Consider the following 15,292-nt stretch of genomic DNA (forward strand, 5'->3'; position numbering starts at 1 on the left):
GAATGAATATGCTGATCGCGGGCGATTGGGGATCGAGCAACATGCGCCTCCACCTGTGCCGGGTGGAGGAAGGGCGGCTGGTCCCGGTCGAGACGGTGCGCGGCAAGGGCGCCAAGGATGTGGCCGATCATGAAGCTGCCTTCCGCGCGGCGGCAGGCGATTGGATCGATCGCCATGGTCCGATGCCGGTGCTGCTGTCGGGCATGATCGGGTCGACCATCGGCTGGCGCGAGGCGGCCTATCTGCCTTGCCCCGCCGGACCGGAGGCGATGGCCGGCGCGCTGCTGCGGTTCGAGGCGGCGGGATGCCCGGTTGCGATCGTGCCGGGCCTGTCCTGCCGCAACATCTTCGGCCAGCCCGACGTGATGCGGGGCGAGGAAGTGCAATTGTTCGGCTGGCTGGCCGGCGTGGCGGATGATGATGCCGACCGGTTGATCTGCCTGCCGGGCACGCATGCCAAATGGGTGCGGACTCGGGGGCGGACGGTGCTGGATTTCGTTACCTCGATGCAGGGGGAAATGCGCGAACTGCTGCTCGCCCATGGGCTGCTCGGCCGGTCGCTGGCCAAGCCCTATGATCCGGCCGCGCCGACCGACATCGCCGCCTTCGATGTTGGTGCCGGGCTGGTGGTCGATGACCCGACCTTGGCGATCGAGCATGGGCTGTTCGCGCTGCGCAGCCGCATCCTGATGGGAGAATTGACCAGCGAGGCCGCGCCTTCCTTCCTGTCCGGGTTGATGATCGGTGCGGAGGTGCGCGACGCGGTCGCCGCCCATCGGGCGCGGGGCATGGCGGTGGAAACCATCGTCCTGGTCGGCGCGGAACTGCTGGTCGATCTTTATGGCCGGGTCTGCGACCGGCTGGGAATTGCGACGGAGAAAGCGGCTGGCGATGGCACAGCGCTTGCCGGCCTGTCGGCTATCGCCGCGCGCATGGAGGCTGCTGCCGCATGATCGAGGGGAAGGCCCGGAAGATCAGATGGGCGATCCTGGCGATGCTGTTCGCCTCGACCGTGATCAACTATCTCGACCGGCAGGCGCTTTCGATCCTGGCGACCACGGTGCAGCGCGACCTGCATATGGACGACATCGCCTATGCGCGCGTCGTCCAGGCTTTCCTGATTGCCTATACCTTCGCCTATCTGATGGCCGGCAGGGTGACCGACTGGCTGGGCACGCGCCTGTCGCTGGCGCTGTTCGTGGGCTGGTGGTCGCTGGCGAACCTGCTGACCGGCTTCGTCCGGTCGGCAGGGGAGCTGGGCGCGGCGCGCTTCGCGCTGGGGCTCGGGGAAGCCGGCAATTATACCGCCGGCCCCAAGGCGGTGTCGGAACATTTCCCGCCCAAGGAACGCGGCATTGCGCTTGGCATCTATACGGCCGGCGCGATGATCGGCGCAACGCTGGCGCCGCCGCTAATCGCCGGCATCGCGCTGCATTTCGGCTGGCGTGCGGCCTTCATTGTCACCGGCGCGACGGGTCTTGTCTGGCTGGTCGTCTGGCTTAACCTCTACCCGCGGAACGCCCCGGAACCGAAGGAGGAGCAGATCAGCGAAGGCGCGCTGTGGGGGCGCATCCTGCGCGACCGGTCGGTCTGGCTGCTCGCCGGCGCCCGCGCGGTCGCCGATCCGGTCTGGTATTTCTACCTCTTCTGGTTCCCCAAATATCTGACCGACATCTATGGCCTGACCCTGATCGCGGTCGCTTCCATGGCGTGGATCGTCTATCTCGCGGCGGACCTGGGCAGCATCGGCGGCGGTTTCTTCTCAAGTCGCTTGATCGCGCGCGGCGTGGCGCCGGCGACCAGCCGCATCATCGTGATGGGCGCGGCCGCGTTGGTGGCGCCGCTCGGCGCGATCGCGGCCAGCCATCCGGCCCTGCCGATCCTGTTCGCGCTCGCCTCTGCCGTCGCCTTTGCCCATCTTCTGTTCCAGATCAACATCAGCACGCTGATCGTCGATCTCTACCCCACCCGTATCGTTGCCACCGTGTTCGGCGTGGTCGCGGCAGGCAGCGGACTTGGCGGCCTGCTCTCGACCCAACTGGTCGGCCAGCTTGTGGCGGGCGGTGCGTTCGAACGCAGCTTCCTCTTGATGGCGCTGCTCCACCCGATCGCCTTTCTGCTTGCCTTCCTGGCGCTGCGCAGCGCGCGCCGATCCAACGGGGAAGGCCAACTCGTCCACGCATAACAACAAGTGGGAGAGGAAGATGAAGCGTTTCTATGGACTGGCAGGGGGGATTGCCCTTGCCGGAACGGCGTCGGCCGCGCTGCTGCTGAGCGATGCAACTACCACGGGCGGCACTAGCGGAGCTACGAGCGCTATTGCCAACTGGGTCAGTCTCGGCAGCCCTTTACAGGCCACGGCGGAAGAGCCGATGGCGGCGGCGCTCGCCGCCAGCATCAGCGTCGAACGGGTGCCGCGCGACGCGGACTCCTCCAACCAGGCGGCCTGGTGGGTGCCGATCGCGCTGGCGCCCGATGGCACCCTCTATGTCGCCTTTGACAGCCCGCCCGCGTCCGGCGCGGCCGGCAGCCATGAGGTCAAGATCGGCAAGCGCGACACGAGCGGTGCCTGGACCTTCGCGGTGCTGCGCAATCCGGATGGCACGGTCTGGACCGAGGCGGACGATATCGGCCACAAGCAGCCGACCATCGCGGTCGACGGCGCGGGCGTGCTGCATGTCTGGGCCGACATGCACAATCTGCCGGACGGCATGCGCTATTTCCGCGCCGACGCGCCCGGCGGCATGAGCTTCACCCGCCAGACCGATATTCCCGCCACCGGCCTCTACACCTATCCGGTCGCCAAGCGGGCACCCAATGGCGACGTCTATCTGATGATCCGCAGCTATGATGCGGCGACCTATGATGGCGAGGGCGAACTGTATCGCTGGACCATGGCGGGCAGCAGCGGCAGTTGGAACCATGTCGGCACCTTCGCGGCGGCCAATGACGCAGTCGTCTATCCCGACGACATGAGCTTCGGCAGCGACGGCAGCGTCCATCTGCTGTGGGAATGGGCCAAATCGCTGCCCCGGTCGCTGCGCCATTATGGCAGCTATCTGCGCTATTCGCCGACCGGTGGCGGCTGGAGCTATGCCGATGGCACGGCGGCGACGCTTCCGGTCGGCCTTGCCAATGCCAAGCTCTTCTTCCTGCCGCTTCAGTCGGGCGAGGTCTTCACCACCAACCAGACGCTCAAGGGGTTGCAGAGCGCCAAGCTGGCGCTCGACGATTATAACCAGCCAACCATCGCCTATCGCTATCGTCCGACCGACGGCAGCGGGGACGCCAATTTCGACGTCTGGCGCGTGCGCTGGAGCGGCACCGGCTGGACCAGCCGGGAAAAAATCTATGCGGCCAGCAACAACGTGCCCGCAGCGCTGGGCATATCGCGCACGGCGGCGCAGGTCCGGGTCTATTTCGCCACCACCGGCGAAGGGCTGCGCCAGGGGCTCAAGACATCGACGGCGTCGGGCTGGACGATCACCGACCTCGCGCCCGGCAAGGCGATAACCCGGCTTGCCACGGTGCCGCTCTCGGCCGACACCGACATCATCTATGGCGCCGCGCCGACCGATGTGAACAGCACCACAGGCAGCGTCTATCTGACGCAGGTCACGAACTGAAAGGGAGACGGGATGATCGGCAGTCGACGCGAATTTCTGGCAGCGGTGGCAAGTTCACCGCTGTTCGGCCGCTTTTCCGCGGCCACGGACGAGCCGACGCAGATCATCCCGCTCTGGCCCGACGGCGTGCCGGGCGGCACGATACCTGCCATCACCGAAGCCGTGGACGACCAGATCGATACGCTGGGTTATCGATACCGTGTCGGCATCCATGTGACGCGGCCGACCCTGTCCTGGTTCGCGGCGGCCAAGCCCACGGGCGCGGCGGTGCTGATAATCCCGGGCGGCGGCTATTCGCGGGTCGGCATCGATCGGGAAGGCTATGAATGCGCGCGCTGGATGGCGGACATGGGCATCCATGCCTTCGTCCTGCGCTATCGCCTGCCGGCCGACCGATGGGCGGCGGGCGCCGATGTCGCGCTGCAGGACGCGCAGCGGGCGATGCGGTTGATCCGCGCCGGGCGCAGCGGCGGCTGGACCGTCGATCCGCAGCGGGTGCTGGTGCTGGGCGGGTCCGCCGGCGGCCATCTGGCCGGCAGCCTGTGTATGCGGCCCAATGACCGCACCTATCCGATGGCGGAAAGCGCCGATCATCTGTCGGCCCGGCCGGACGGGGCGATCCTGCTCTATCCGGTGGTGACGATGGCCGGCGCGACCAATGGCGGCAGTCGAAGGTCGCTGATCGGCGACAATCCAAGCGAAGCGCAGATGGCCGCCTATTCGCTGGACAAGATCGTGCCGTCGACCACGCCGCCTATGATCCTGTTCCATTCGGTCCATGACCGCACCGTCCCGGTCGATCAGTCGCTGACCCTGTTCGGCGCGGTGCGCGCGGCGCAGGGGGCGATCGACATGCATCTGTTCGACGAGGGTAGCCATGGCGTCGGCCTGCGTGGCGACCCGGCCCAGCCTTTTGCCGACTGGCCGACGATCGCGCGCAAATGGCAGATTCGCAACGGGCTGGTCTGAGCGGCAAGAGAGCGGGTGGCGGCCGCCAAAAGGCATGGGGAAAAATATTTTCCGTCATGTGCATGGTTTCAGGGAACTTATAGTGCGGACAGGCTTTCCCTGCGCGTTGTCCGAGAGGACGTTGGGGGTCATTTCACCGCTCCGTTGTGAGTGGCGCAGGGCGCCGGTGCGGAGATGGGTGTGAATCTGGCTGAAGCTGCCGACGGAGCGCAAATTCTGATTGTCGAGGATGAGTTCCTGATCAGGATGCTGGCCGCTGACGTTGCGATGGACCAGGGCTATGGCGTGCTGGAGGCCGGCAGCAGCGAAGAGGCCGTGGCGATCCTGGAACGCGATCCGAATATTGATCTGGTCTTCACCGACATCGATATGCCTGGCGCATGTGACGGGTTGGCACTGGCCCGGCTGATCAAGCGATCCTGGCCCGCCATCCGGGTGGTCGTCACATCAGGCAAGGTCATACCGCCCGACAGCGAAATAGCGGAGGATATTGTCTTTGTCCCAAAGCCTTATCGGCCGCAGGAACTCGCCAATATTTTCGTCGAAGCGCTCCTATGACCGCCACCCATCCGCGTTTTCGCCATGGCGGCGGGAACGCTCCGGTTTTTCTCACTGATCCAGATCAGAATGGCAGCAGTGGGGCTTGCACTTGCAAGTGCCCCGTCGATAGTCGAGCAATGACCCCAATGGGCCTTTGCCCGCATCTTCAGGAAAGACCATAGCCTTGAACGCCAATTTCGGACGCGGTGGCCGTCTATGGTCCATCGCAGGCCTGTCGCTCGGCCTGCTCTTTTTCGTCGTCAGCGGCATGACAGCCTATTGGAACATAGAGACGCTGCGCGCCAGCAACGAGTCCATCCGCCACACCCATGCGGTGCTGATCGCGCTCGATGACCTGCTGTCGGCGACACAGGACGTGGAAACCGGGCAACGGGGCTATCTGCTGACCGGGGCTGACAGCTATCTGGAACCCTATAATAGTGCGACGAAGGCGGTCGCCGATCGGTACAAGACAGTCAGCGAGTTGACCCGCGACAATCCGACGCAGCAGGCCAATCTCGTGCCGCTGCACCGCCATCTCGACGCCAAGCTGGCCGAATTGCGGGAAACCATTGGCCTGCGCCGGACGCAGGGATTTCAGGCCGCGCTCGATGTCGTGACGACCGATCGCGGCAAGATGGAGATGGACGCCATCCGTGCGCAACTCGATGCGATGGCGCAGGAGGAATTGCGGCTGCGCCAGATCCGTATCGAGGACATGAATGCTGCGTCCAGCACGGCGATAAGCAGCGGTATCGTATCGGCACTGCTCGGCGCGGCGCTGACCATCGCCATCTTCATCATGCTGCGGCGTGCCAATCGGGCGCGGACGCGACAGGTCTGGCTCCAGGCCGGGCAGGTCGGCCTGTCCGACGCGATGCGTGGCGACAAGTCGGTGGAGGATCTGTCCGACGCGATCCTGCGCTTCCTGTCCGAATATCTCGGCGCGCGCGGCGGTGCCCTGTTCAAGGGGGAGCGCGGACTGTTCCACCGGACGGCAACCCTGGGCGTGCCGATGGACGCTGATGTACCGACCAGCTTCGGCCTCAAGGAAGGCCTGTTGGGGCAGGTCGCGGCGGAGGGGCGTTCGCTGCTGCTAAACGACATACCCGACGGCTATCTTACCGTCGGTTCTGCTCTGGGGCGCGACAAGCCCCGGCATCTGATCATCGTTCCAGCCAAGGCCGACGAGGTGGTGAACGCCGTTCTGGAACTGGGCTTTTTCGACCGGGTCGACGGCCAGATGCTGGAACTGCTCGACGAAGCATCGGCTGCCATTGGCGTCGCGCTTCGTTCGGCGCGCTTCCGCGCCCAGTTGCAGGATGCTCTGGAGGAAACCCAGCGGCAGGCGGGCGAGCTTCAGGCGCAGAGCGAGGAGCTGCGCGTTTCCAACGAGGAACTGGAAGAGCAGGGACGGGCGCTCAAGGAGACGCAGGTCCGGCTCGAACAGCAGCAGGTCGAGCTGGAGCAAACCAACAGCCAGCTGGAAGAACAGGCGCAGGCGCTGGAAACCCAGCGCGACGAACTGGAGCGGGCAGGTTCCTCCTTGGTCGTGAAGGCGCGCGAACTGGAGCAGGCGAGCCAGTATAAGTCCGACTTCCTCGCCAACATGTCGCATGAACTGCGCACGCCGCTCAATTCGCTGCTGATCCTTTCAAAGCTGCTGGGTGATAATCCGGAGGGTACGCTGTCGCCCGATCAGGTCAAATATGCGCGGACGATCGAATCGTCCGGCAACGACCTGCTGACCCTGATCAACGATATTCTGGACCTGTCAAAGATCGAGGCCGGACATGTCGAGATCCAGCCGGAAACATTGTCTGTGCAACGGCTGATCGGCGACATCCGCCAATTGTTCCAGCCGGTTGCCGACGAACGCGGGCTGGCGTTCGATATTGCCGTGGCCGACGATTTGCCGGGCATGTTCGAGACGGACAGGCTGCGGCTGGAGCAGATCCTCAAGAATCTGCTGTCCAATGCGTTCAAGTTCACCGAGCGCGGCCGTGTCCGTTTCACCCTGTCGCGCGTCGATGCCGATCATCTGGCGCTGGAGGTCGCGGACACCGGCATCGGCATTTCGGCGGAGCAGCAGGAAAGCATCTTTGCCGCTTTCCATCAGGCTGACGGCACGATCAGCCGACGCTATGGCGGCACCGGCCTTGGCCTGTCCATCTCGCGCGAACTGGCGCGTCTGCTCGGTGGCCGGATCGGGCTGAAGAGCGAACCGGGTAGGGGCAGCCAGTTCACGCTGATCCTGCCGCTGGCCTATGCCGGGGCTGCCACGGCGCCGCGCGAACGCGTGGAACAGTCCGTGCCGCAAATGAGCGCGGTGGTGCCAGTGGCGAACGAAGGTGGTGCAGTGACGAGCGACTGGTCGATCGAGGATGACCGCGATGCGCTGTCGGACGGACGGCGCCTGCTGCTGGTGATCGAGGATGACCAGACCTTCGCGTCGATCGTGTGCGACCTCTCGCGTGAAATGGGCTTCCAGTGCGTTGTGGCCGGCACGGCTGAGGAGGCGATCCATCTCGCCCGCACCTTCAAGCCCAGCGCGGTCGTGCTCGATCTGGGGTTGCCCGACCAGTCGGGACTGACCGTGCTCGATCGCCTCAAGCATGACGACGATATGCGGCATATCCCGATCCACGTCATTTCCGCGTCGGACCATAGCCAGACCGCCCTGTCGCTCGGTGCGATCGGCTATCTGGTAAAGCCGGTGCGGCGCGATCAACTGGCGGACGTGCTGGCGGGGCTGCAGGCGAAGCTCGCGACACGAATGCGGCGGGTGCTGATCGTCGAGGATGATCCGGTGCAGCGTGACGCCGTCAGCAGGCTGTTGCGTTCGGGCGAGGTGGAGACGGTCGGCGTCGGCACCGCGGCCGAATGTCTGGAGCAACTGCGCCAGCAAACCTATGACTGCATGGTTCTGGATCTGTCGCTGCCCGATGCGTCGGGCTACAGCCTGCTGGAAACGCTGAGCCAGGACAGCCAGCACGGCTTCCCGCCGGTGATCGTCTATACGGGGCACGACCTGACCGCCGATGACGAGCAGCGCCTGCGTCGCTATTCCAGCTCGATCATCATCAAGGGCGCGAAGTCGCCCGAGCGCCTGCTCGACGAGGTATCGCTGTTCCTGCACCAGATCGTGTCGGAACTGCCGGTGGAACAGCGCAAGCTGATCCAGAAGGCGCGCCATCGCGACGCCGCGCTGGAAGGCCGCCGCATCCTCATCGTCGAGGATGATGTCCGCAACGTCTATTCGTTGACCAGCGTGCTGGAACCGCGCGGGGCGATCGTCCAGATCGCGCGTAACGGACAGGAAGCGATCGATGCACTGAACGTATCGGCCGGCGACCCTGGCAAGGCGATCGACCTTGTGCTGATGGACGTGATGATGCCGGTCATGGATGGCTTGTCGGCCACGCGCGCGATCCGTGGGGATGCCCGCTGGCAGGATCTGTCGATCGTGATGCTGACGGCCAAGGCGATGCCCGACGACCAGCAGCGCTGCCTGGAGGCGGGGGCCAATGATTATATGGCCAAGCCGATCGATGTGGACAAGCTGCTGTCGCTGGTTCGGGTGTGGATGCCGCGCTGATGGGCGATGCTGTCGAGGATATCGAGATCGCGCTGCTGCTGGAGGCAATCTACCAGCGCTACCATTATGATTTCCGCCACTATGCGCGCGCCTCGATCAAGCGCCGTGTGTTGCAGGCCCGCACTCAACTGGGCTTCGCCAGCGTTTCGGCGATGCAGGATCGTCTGCTGCATGATCCCGCCACGCTGCCGCGTCTGCTCAACTATCTGACCGTTCAGGTCAGCGAGATGTTTCGCGATCCTTCCTATTTCCGCGCGCTGCGGGAAAAGGTCATTCCGCATCTCAAAACCTATCCCTCGCTCAAGGTCTGGGTAGCCGGCTGCAGCAACGGCGAGGAACTCTATTCGCTGTCCATCCTGTTCCGCGAGGAAGGGTTGGACCAGCGCACGCTCTTCTATGCGACGGATATCAATCCGCAGGCGCTAAAGGCCGCCGAAGCCGGGGTCTATCCGCTCAGCGAAATCCGGAAATTCACCGAGAACCACCAGAAGGCGGGTGCCCGCACATCATTGTCGGATTATTACACCGCCGATTATGGCCGGGCGGTGTTCGACAAGAGCCTGCGGTCCCAGGTCGTCTTTTCCGACCATAGCCTGGTGACCGACGCGGTCTTTGCGGAGATGCACCTTATTTCCTGCCGTAACGTCCTCATCTATTTCGACCGGCCGTTGCAGGATCGCGCTCTGGGGCTGTTTCGCGGATCGTTGGCGCGCAAGGGTTTTCTGGGTCTGGGGTCGAAGGAAAGCCTGCGCTTTTCGGTCCATGCCGACGGCTTTTCCGACTATGTGCTGGAAGAGAAGATCTACCAGAGGCGCGACGCATGAGGGCGGCTGCGATCGAAGCTGTGGTGATCGGTGCCTCGGCGGGCGCGGTGCAGGCATTGCTGCACATCCTGCCGGGCCTGCCTGCGACCATGTCGGTGCCGATCCTGATCGTCGTCCATGTGCCGTCCGACCGCAGCAATGCGCTGGTGACACTGTACCGGGATCGCTGTCGGCTGCGGGTCAAGGAGGCGGAGGACAAGGAAGTCGTTGCGGATGGCACCATCTATTTCGCACCCTCCGACTATCATCTGCTGGTCGAAGCGGAACGATCGCTGGCGCTGTCGTCGGACGAAGCGGTGCATCATTCCCGTCCGGCGATCGACGTGCTGTTCGAGACGGCCGCGGACGCCTATGGACCGGCGCTGGCGGCGATCATCCTGACCGGTGCCAATCAGGATGGTGCCGATGGATTGCGCGCGGTCGCGGCGGCCGGTGGCGTTGCGATCGTGCAAGACCCGGCCACGGCGCAGGTTCCTGCGATGCCTGCGGCGGCGCTTTCTGCCTGCCCGACCGCCCATGTCATGTCGATTGACGATATTCTTTCCTATCTAGTGGGACTTGCGGCCCGATGACCAGTGAAGTGCCTCCCGTCCAATTTCTCCTGGTCGACGACCTTGAAGAAAATCTGCTCGCGCTCGAAGCGCTGCTGCAGCGTGACGGACTGCAATGTTTGAAGGCGCGCTCCGGCGACGAGGCGCTGGAAATGCTGCTGGTTCATGATGTCGCGCTCGCCCTGCTCGACGTGCAGATGCCGGGCATGGACGGGTTTGAACTGGCGGAGTTCATGCGCGGCAATGAGCGCGCCCGCCATATCCCGATCATCTTCCTGACCGCCGGCAGCGCCGATCTGCAACGACGCTTCCGTGGCTATGAAGCTGGCGCGGTCGACTTCATCCAGAAGCCGATCGAGGGGGACATATTGCGGTCAAAGGCAAATGTCTTCTTCGACCTTTATGAGCAGCGTCGCCAGATTGTTGCGCAGCGTGACGAACTGGCCAAGCTGGCCCATGCGTTGCAGGGAGCGGACCGGCGCAAGAATGAATTTCTGGCCATCCTGGGGCACGAACTGCGCAATCCCATCATGGCGCTGGGGGCAGGGCTGCACCTGCTCGAACGGCGCGAAGGGACGGACATGGCGCGCAATATTCGCGGCCAGATGGATCGTCATGTCCGCCATGTGTCACGGCTGGTGGAGGATCTGCTCGACATAGCCCGGATCGATCAGGGAAAGATTTCGCTCAACAAGGAGCGGATCATTCTGCAGGACGCGCTGACGTTCGCGATCGAGGCTAGCCAGCCGTCGATCGACGCGGCGGGCCATGCGCTGGCCGTCGACATGCCCGATGCGCCGGTCTGGATCGAGGCGGACTATACCCGGATCGCCCAGATTGCGAGCAACCTGCTCAACAACGCCGCCAAATATACGCCGCCCGGTGGCGCGATCCGCCTGACGGCGCAGATTGTCGACGACCGGATCGAGATTGCGGTGGCCGATAATGGGATCGGCATTCCGGCCGAGATGCAGGCGAAGATTTTCGACATATTCGCGCAGGTGCGATCCGGCAAGAATGGCGGGCAGGAGGGGCTGGGGATCGGCCTGGCGCTCGTCAAGCAGCTCGTTGAACTGCATGACGGCGACATCCGGCTTGCTTCCAGCGATCCCGCGTCCGGCAGCGTCTTTGTCGTCCGGCTTCCCCTGCCTTGCTGCTGAGGTGGATGGCCGGACGACAGGTCAGAAGCGGAAGGTCAGGTAGGTGGCGGCATAATAGAGGTCGCGGCCGGGTTTGAACTTTTCCGAGACGTCGCCATAGATGGTGTAGAAGCCCAGCGTCATGAACGGGTTGAGCGCATATTGGCCGGCCGCCGTTGCACGCTTGCCGAAGAAGCGGCTGTCGCTTTCGTCGCCGCGCCGAAGCACCTGGCCCCCGAGCGAATAGACGCCATCTTTGGTGGAGGTGCGCCACAGGCCGGCCGCCGAGACATCGAGCTTCAGCTTGGCGGTCGGCTGGATCGACAGCATCGGCTGGATGATCGTCAGGTTATGCGGGCCAAGGTCGCCATTATAGGTGAGCGGCTTGGGGAAGAGCGGGGCATAGGTGCCGATCTTGCCGTCATTGGGGTTCTTGTCGCCCGAGCCGACATCGACGCGCAGGGCGAGCCTGGGCTTCCATCCGCCCTGCCAGGCATAGGCGGCCGTGCCGGTGACATAATAGGCATCGATGTCGAGATCGCCGAACGATCCCCATTGGCGGATGCCCTCGACATCGATGCTCCAGGCGTCGCGCTTACCGGCATAACGCAGCGACAAGGTGCGGCGCTGGTCGCGGGCGGCGGCTTCGCTGTCGAAGGCGAGGCTGGCGCGGTCGGACGAGACGAACAGCGCTTCGGCGCGACCGGTACGGGCGCCGGTGCCGAAGCTGCGGCCGGCATGAAAGCCGGTCAGGTCATAATCATGGTTGGTTTTGTCATCGAAGGTGCCGAGCTTCTCCAGCACGGCATGACCGGTGAGGAAGCCGCCATCCCATGGCCCCTGGGTGGCCATGACGCGCAGCAGGTCGAGCGAGCGGCGGGTATTGGCGCCTTCGCGCATGTCGAACACGGTCTGGTTGCCGATCCCGATTTCCTGCCGGCCGAGGCGCGCGGTGACACGGGCCTTTCCGACCGGGACATGCGCCTCGACAAAGGCCTGGTTGAAATCGAGCCTGCCTTCCTCGATCGGGGCGACGACGGAATCGAGGCCGGTGCTGGTTGCATGTTCAAGATCGACGAAGGCGCGGAACAGCCCTTCGACCTGGAGGTCGCCCCAGATGCGGCTGCGCTGCTGGAAATTGCCGTCATCATCCTGCGGGCCGCGGCCCCAGCGTTCGCCCAGCCGCAGTTCGGGGCGCAGGCGCAGTTCACCGCCCAGCGTCGCATAGGTATTGCCAACGATCGGCAGATATTTGAGGCGGGTCCAAAGGTTGGCGTCGCGCACGTCGCGGAAGCCGGAATAATCCTCGTCATGGTTGATCGGGCGGAACGCCGGCTTGGGCGCCTTGGGCCGCTCGCTGGTCTGCGAGGGGGGCGGTTGCGCCTCGGCCGGCGCCTCCTCCTTCTGCGCGACTTCGACAGAAGCGGGCGGCGGGGCCGGGGTGGCTTGCGCTGCCGAAACGGCCAGTACGGGCGCCAGAAGATCGAACATGCATACTCTCCGGGATTTGGGTTTTTCTGGTTATGCGGTGGCTTGGTCGGGCTGTTTCGTGATGGCGTTCTGGAGCAGGTGAACGGCGAGGCCGAAGATCAGGCCCCAGAAGGCGGAGCCGAGCCCGGCCAGCGTCATGCCCGATGCGCTGACAGCGAAAGTGACAAGGGCGGCGTCGCGTCCCCGCTCGGCGCGCAGCGCGGTGCTGAGCGAATTGGCGACGACCGGGAACAAAGCGAGGCCCGCCAGCGCGGCGATCAGCGTCTTGGGCAGAGTGGCGAACAGCGCCAGGACGGTGGCGGCAAAGGCGCCGAAGACGAGATAGGTGACGCCGCCCGCGATGCCGGCCATGAAGCGGCGGGCGGGATCGGGATGGGCGTCGGGGCCAAGGCAGATGGCGGCGGTGAAGGCAGCAAGGTTGAGGCCATGGCAGCCGAACGGGGCAAGCGCGATCGAGGCGATGGCGCTGGTCGAGACGATCGGCCGGGCGGCGGGCTGGTCGTAGCCGGCGGCGCGCAGCACGGCGATGCCGGGCAGGAACTGGCCGGTCAGCGCCACCACCGCCAGCGGGACGGCAATGCTGGCGGTGGCGGCCCAGTCGAAGCGGGGCGTCGTCCAGACCGGCATGGTGAGGTGCGGCGTGCCGATCGATCCAGACAGGCCGCCGCTGAGCGCGGTGATGGCGACGCCGGTCACGAGCACCGCGACCACGGCATAGCGCGGCGCCAGCACGCGGCCGGCGAAGAAGGCGGCAATCATGGCGATCAGCATGACCGGCGCGGACGGCACGGCGCCAATCATGTCGACGACGAAACGAAAAAGGATGCCGGCCAGCATCGCGGCGGTGATCGCGGCGGGCAGCCGCTGCATCAACTTGTCGAAGGCACCGGACAGGCCGACCAGCAGCACCGCGAGATTGGCGACGATATAGGCGCCGATCGCGGTCGCGAAATCACTTTGCGGCAGCATCGTCACCAGCAGCGCCGATCCCGGCGCCGACCAGGCGATGACGATCGGCACGCGCCAGTGCCAGCTGAGCATGATCCCCAGGATGCCGCTGCCGATCGAGATCGCCCAGATCCACGAGGCGACAAGCGCGGGTTCGAGGCCCTGTGCCGCCTGGAAGATGATCACCAGCGGACCGGCATAGGATATGGTGGTGGCGATGATCCCGGCGATGATCGCCGGGATCCAGCCCGTCTGGCTTGCAGTCATGATGGTCCGATCACGCCGCCAGGGCGTAGCTTTTCCGGGCGGCCTGCTGGCGACGGCTCAGCATGAAGATCGTGGTGGCCAGCACCGCGACGAGGCCGGGTAGGGCGAAGGCGACGAAGTTGAGCGCCATCGGCAATTGCGCCGCAAGCAGCACGCCGCCCAGCATCGGCCCGACGATCGCGCCGACCCGGCCCATGCCCGATGCCCAGCCAAGGCCGGTCGAGCGGACCGACAGGTCATAGAAATCGGCGACGCTGGCATAGAGCAATATCTGCGTGCCGGTGGTGCCGGCGCCGGCGACGAAGATCAGCAGATAGAGGATCGGCATCGGTCCGTTGAGACCGAGCAGGCTGATGCAGACCGCGCCGAGCAGGAAATAGGCGATGACCACCTGGGGCAGGCCGAAGCGGTCGGCGAGGCGTCCGCCGCCGATCGCGCCGAGCATGCCACCGAAATTGAGTGCCAGCAGGAAGGACAGGCTGGAACCAAGACTATAGCCGGCGCTGCGCATCAACTGCGGCAGCCACGAACCGAGCGCATAGACCATCAGCAGGCAGCAGAAGAAGCAGAGCCACATCGACAGCGTGCCAAGCGTGCGATTGTGGCGGAACAGTTCGGCGATGCTGGTCTTGGCGGCGATACCTTGCGGCTGGAGCAGCGGGCCGTCGAGGCGCTGGCCGGGCGACAGCCGCTGGAGGATGGCACGGGCTTGTTCCTGGCGCCCTTGGCGGACGAGGAAGCCGGCCGATTCCGGCAGGCCCCGCAGAACGAGGGGCAGCAGGATGAGCGGTATGGCGGCCGCGAAGAACATCGCCTGCCAGCCGAACAGCGGCAGCAGCCAGATGCCCAGGCCCGCCGCCGCCATGCCGCCCACCGCATAGCCGCTGAACATCAGCGCGACGAGTGTACTGCGCATCCGCTTGGGCGCATATTCATTGGTCAGTGCGACCGCATTGGGCATCAGTCCGCCACAGCCGAGGCCGGCAAGAAAGCGTAGTACGCCGAACATGGTCGGCGTCGTGGCGAAGCCGTTGACGAAGGTGGCGGCGCTGAACAGTGCGAAGCAGATGGTGATGCAGGTCTTGCGCCCGATCCGGTCGCCCAGAGGACCGAAGAAGAGCGCGCCGGACATCATCCCGAACAAGGCCCAGCTTGCAAGCGATCCGGCCTGCGGGGCACTCAGTCCCCATTGGTCCATCAACTGCGGTAGGACGACGCCGTAAATGAAGACGTCATAGCCATCGACTATAAGCAGGATGGCACAAGCAATGATGATCTTGAGATGTAGGTTTCCGAACCTGGCTTCGTCGATGTGACGATTTATATCGATACCCTGCAT

At 64.8% G+C, this 15,292-nt stretch carries 12 protein-coding genes; 9 read left to right on the forward strand and 3 right to left on the reverse strand.

Features of this window, described 5'->3' with window-relative positions; all coding sequences use genetic code 11:
• Positions 1-2 precede the first annotated feature (2 nt).
• The 9 genes from GGQ90_RS04130 (at position 3) to GGQ90_RS04170 (ending at position 11,268) form a co-directional block, all read left to right on the forward strand.
• Positions 3-953, forward strand: coding sequence for a 2-dehydro-3-deoxygalactonokinase (locus GGQ90_RS04130; RefSeq protein ID WP_246428116.1), 951 nt, complete (start codon positions 3-5; stop codon positions 951-953).
• Positions 950-2,185 (forward strand): MFS transporter, encoded by a 1,236-nt coding sequence (locus tag GGQ90_RS04135; protein ID WP_188080966.1) that lies wholly within the window; start codon positions 950-952, stop codon positions 2,183-2,185. The genes GGQ90_RS04130 and GGQ90_RS04135 overlap by 4 nt, the downstream gene beginning before the upstream one ends.
• A gap of 19 nt (positions 2,186-2,204) precedes the next feature.
• On the forward strand, positions 2,205-3,626 hold the full coding sequence (locus GGQ90_RS04140; protein ID WP_188080967.1) for a BNR-4 repeat-containing protein: 1,422 nt from the start codon (positions 2,205-2,207) through the stop codon (positions 3,624-3,626).
• 12 nt (positions 3,627-3,638) lie between these two features.
• On the forward strand, positions 3,639-4,595 hold the full coding sequence (locus GGQ90_RS04145; protein ID WP_188080968.1) for an alpha/beta hydrolase: 957 nt from the start codon (positions 3,639-3,641) through the stop codon (positions 4,593-4,595).
• A gap of 150 nt (positions 4,596-4,745) precedes the next feature.
• Complete coding sequence (locus tag GGQ90_RS04150; protein WP_223178085.1) at positions 4,746-5,153, forward strand: response regulator; 408 nt, start codon at positions 4,746-4,748, stop codon at positions 5,151-5,153.
• A gap of 250 nt (positions 5,154-5,403) precedes the next feature.
• A complete protein-coding gene (locus GGQ90_RS04155) occupies positions 5,404-8,733 on the forward strand; it encodes a response regulator (protein ID WP_188081146.1) in 3,330 nt (1,109 codons plus the stop codon).
• Positions 8,733-9,557 (forward strand): CheR family methyltransferase, encoded by an 825-nt coding sequence (locus GGQ90_RS04160; RefSeq protein WP_188080970.1) that lies wholly within the window; start codon positions 8,733-8,735, stop codon positions 9,555-9,557. The genes GGQ90_RS04155 and GGQ90_RS04160 overlap by 1 nt, the downstream gene beginning before the upstream one ends.
• Complete coding sequence (locus GGQ90_RS04165) at positions 9,554-10,129, forward strand: chemotaxis protein CheB (RefSeq protein ID WP_188080971.1); 576 nt, start codon at positions 9,554-9,556, stop codon at positions 10,127-10,129. Before GGQ90_RS04160 ends, GGQ90_RS04165 begins: the two co-directional genes overlap by 4 nt.
• On the forward strand, positions 10,126-11,268 hold the full coding sequence (locus GGQ90_RS04170; protein ID WP_188080972.1) for a hybrid sensor histidine kinase/response regulator: 1,143 nt from the start codon (positions 10,126-10,128) through the stop codon (positions 11,266-11,268). The genes GGQ90_RS04165 and GGQ90_RS04170 overlap by 4 nt, the downstream gene beginning before the upstream one ends.
• 21 nt (positions 11,269-11,289) lie before the next feature.
• On the opposite strand, the gene GGQ90_RS04175 is transcribed toward GGQ90_RS04170, so the two are convergent.
• Genes GGQ90_RS04175 through GGQ90_RS04185 form a run of 3 tightly spaced genes read right to left on the reverse strand, consistent with a single transcriptional unit; the run spans position 11,290 to position 15,292 of the window.
• Positions 11,290-12,738 carry an alginate export family protein gene (locus GGQ90_RS04175; RefSeq protein ID WP_188080973.1) on the reverse strand — a complete coding sequence of 483 codons (1,449 nt, stop codon included), beginning with the start codon at positions 12,736-12,738 and terminating at the stop codon, positions 11,290-11,292.
• A gap of 30 nt (positions 12,739-12,768) precedes the next feature.
• Positions 12,769-13,953 (reverse strand): benzoate/H(+) symporter BenE family transporter, encoded by a 1,185-nt coding sequence (locus tag GGQ90_RS04180; RefSeq protein ID WP_188080974.1) that lies wholly within the window; start codon positions 13,951-13,953, stop codon positions 12,769-12,771.
• A gap of 10 nt (positions 13,954-13,963) precedes the next feature.
• Positions 13,964-15,292, reverse strand: a complete 1,329-nt coding sequence (locus GGQ90_RS04185; protein ID WP_188080975.1) for an MFS transporter — start codon at positions 15,290-15,292, stop codon at positions 13,964-13,966.

The organism is Sphingobium scionense, assembly GCF_014197035.1.
In the GTDB taxonomy this organism is placed as follows: Bacteria; Pseudomonadota; Alphaproteobacteria; order Sphingomonadales; family Sphingomonadaceae; genus Sphingobium; species Sphingobium scionense.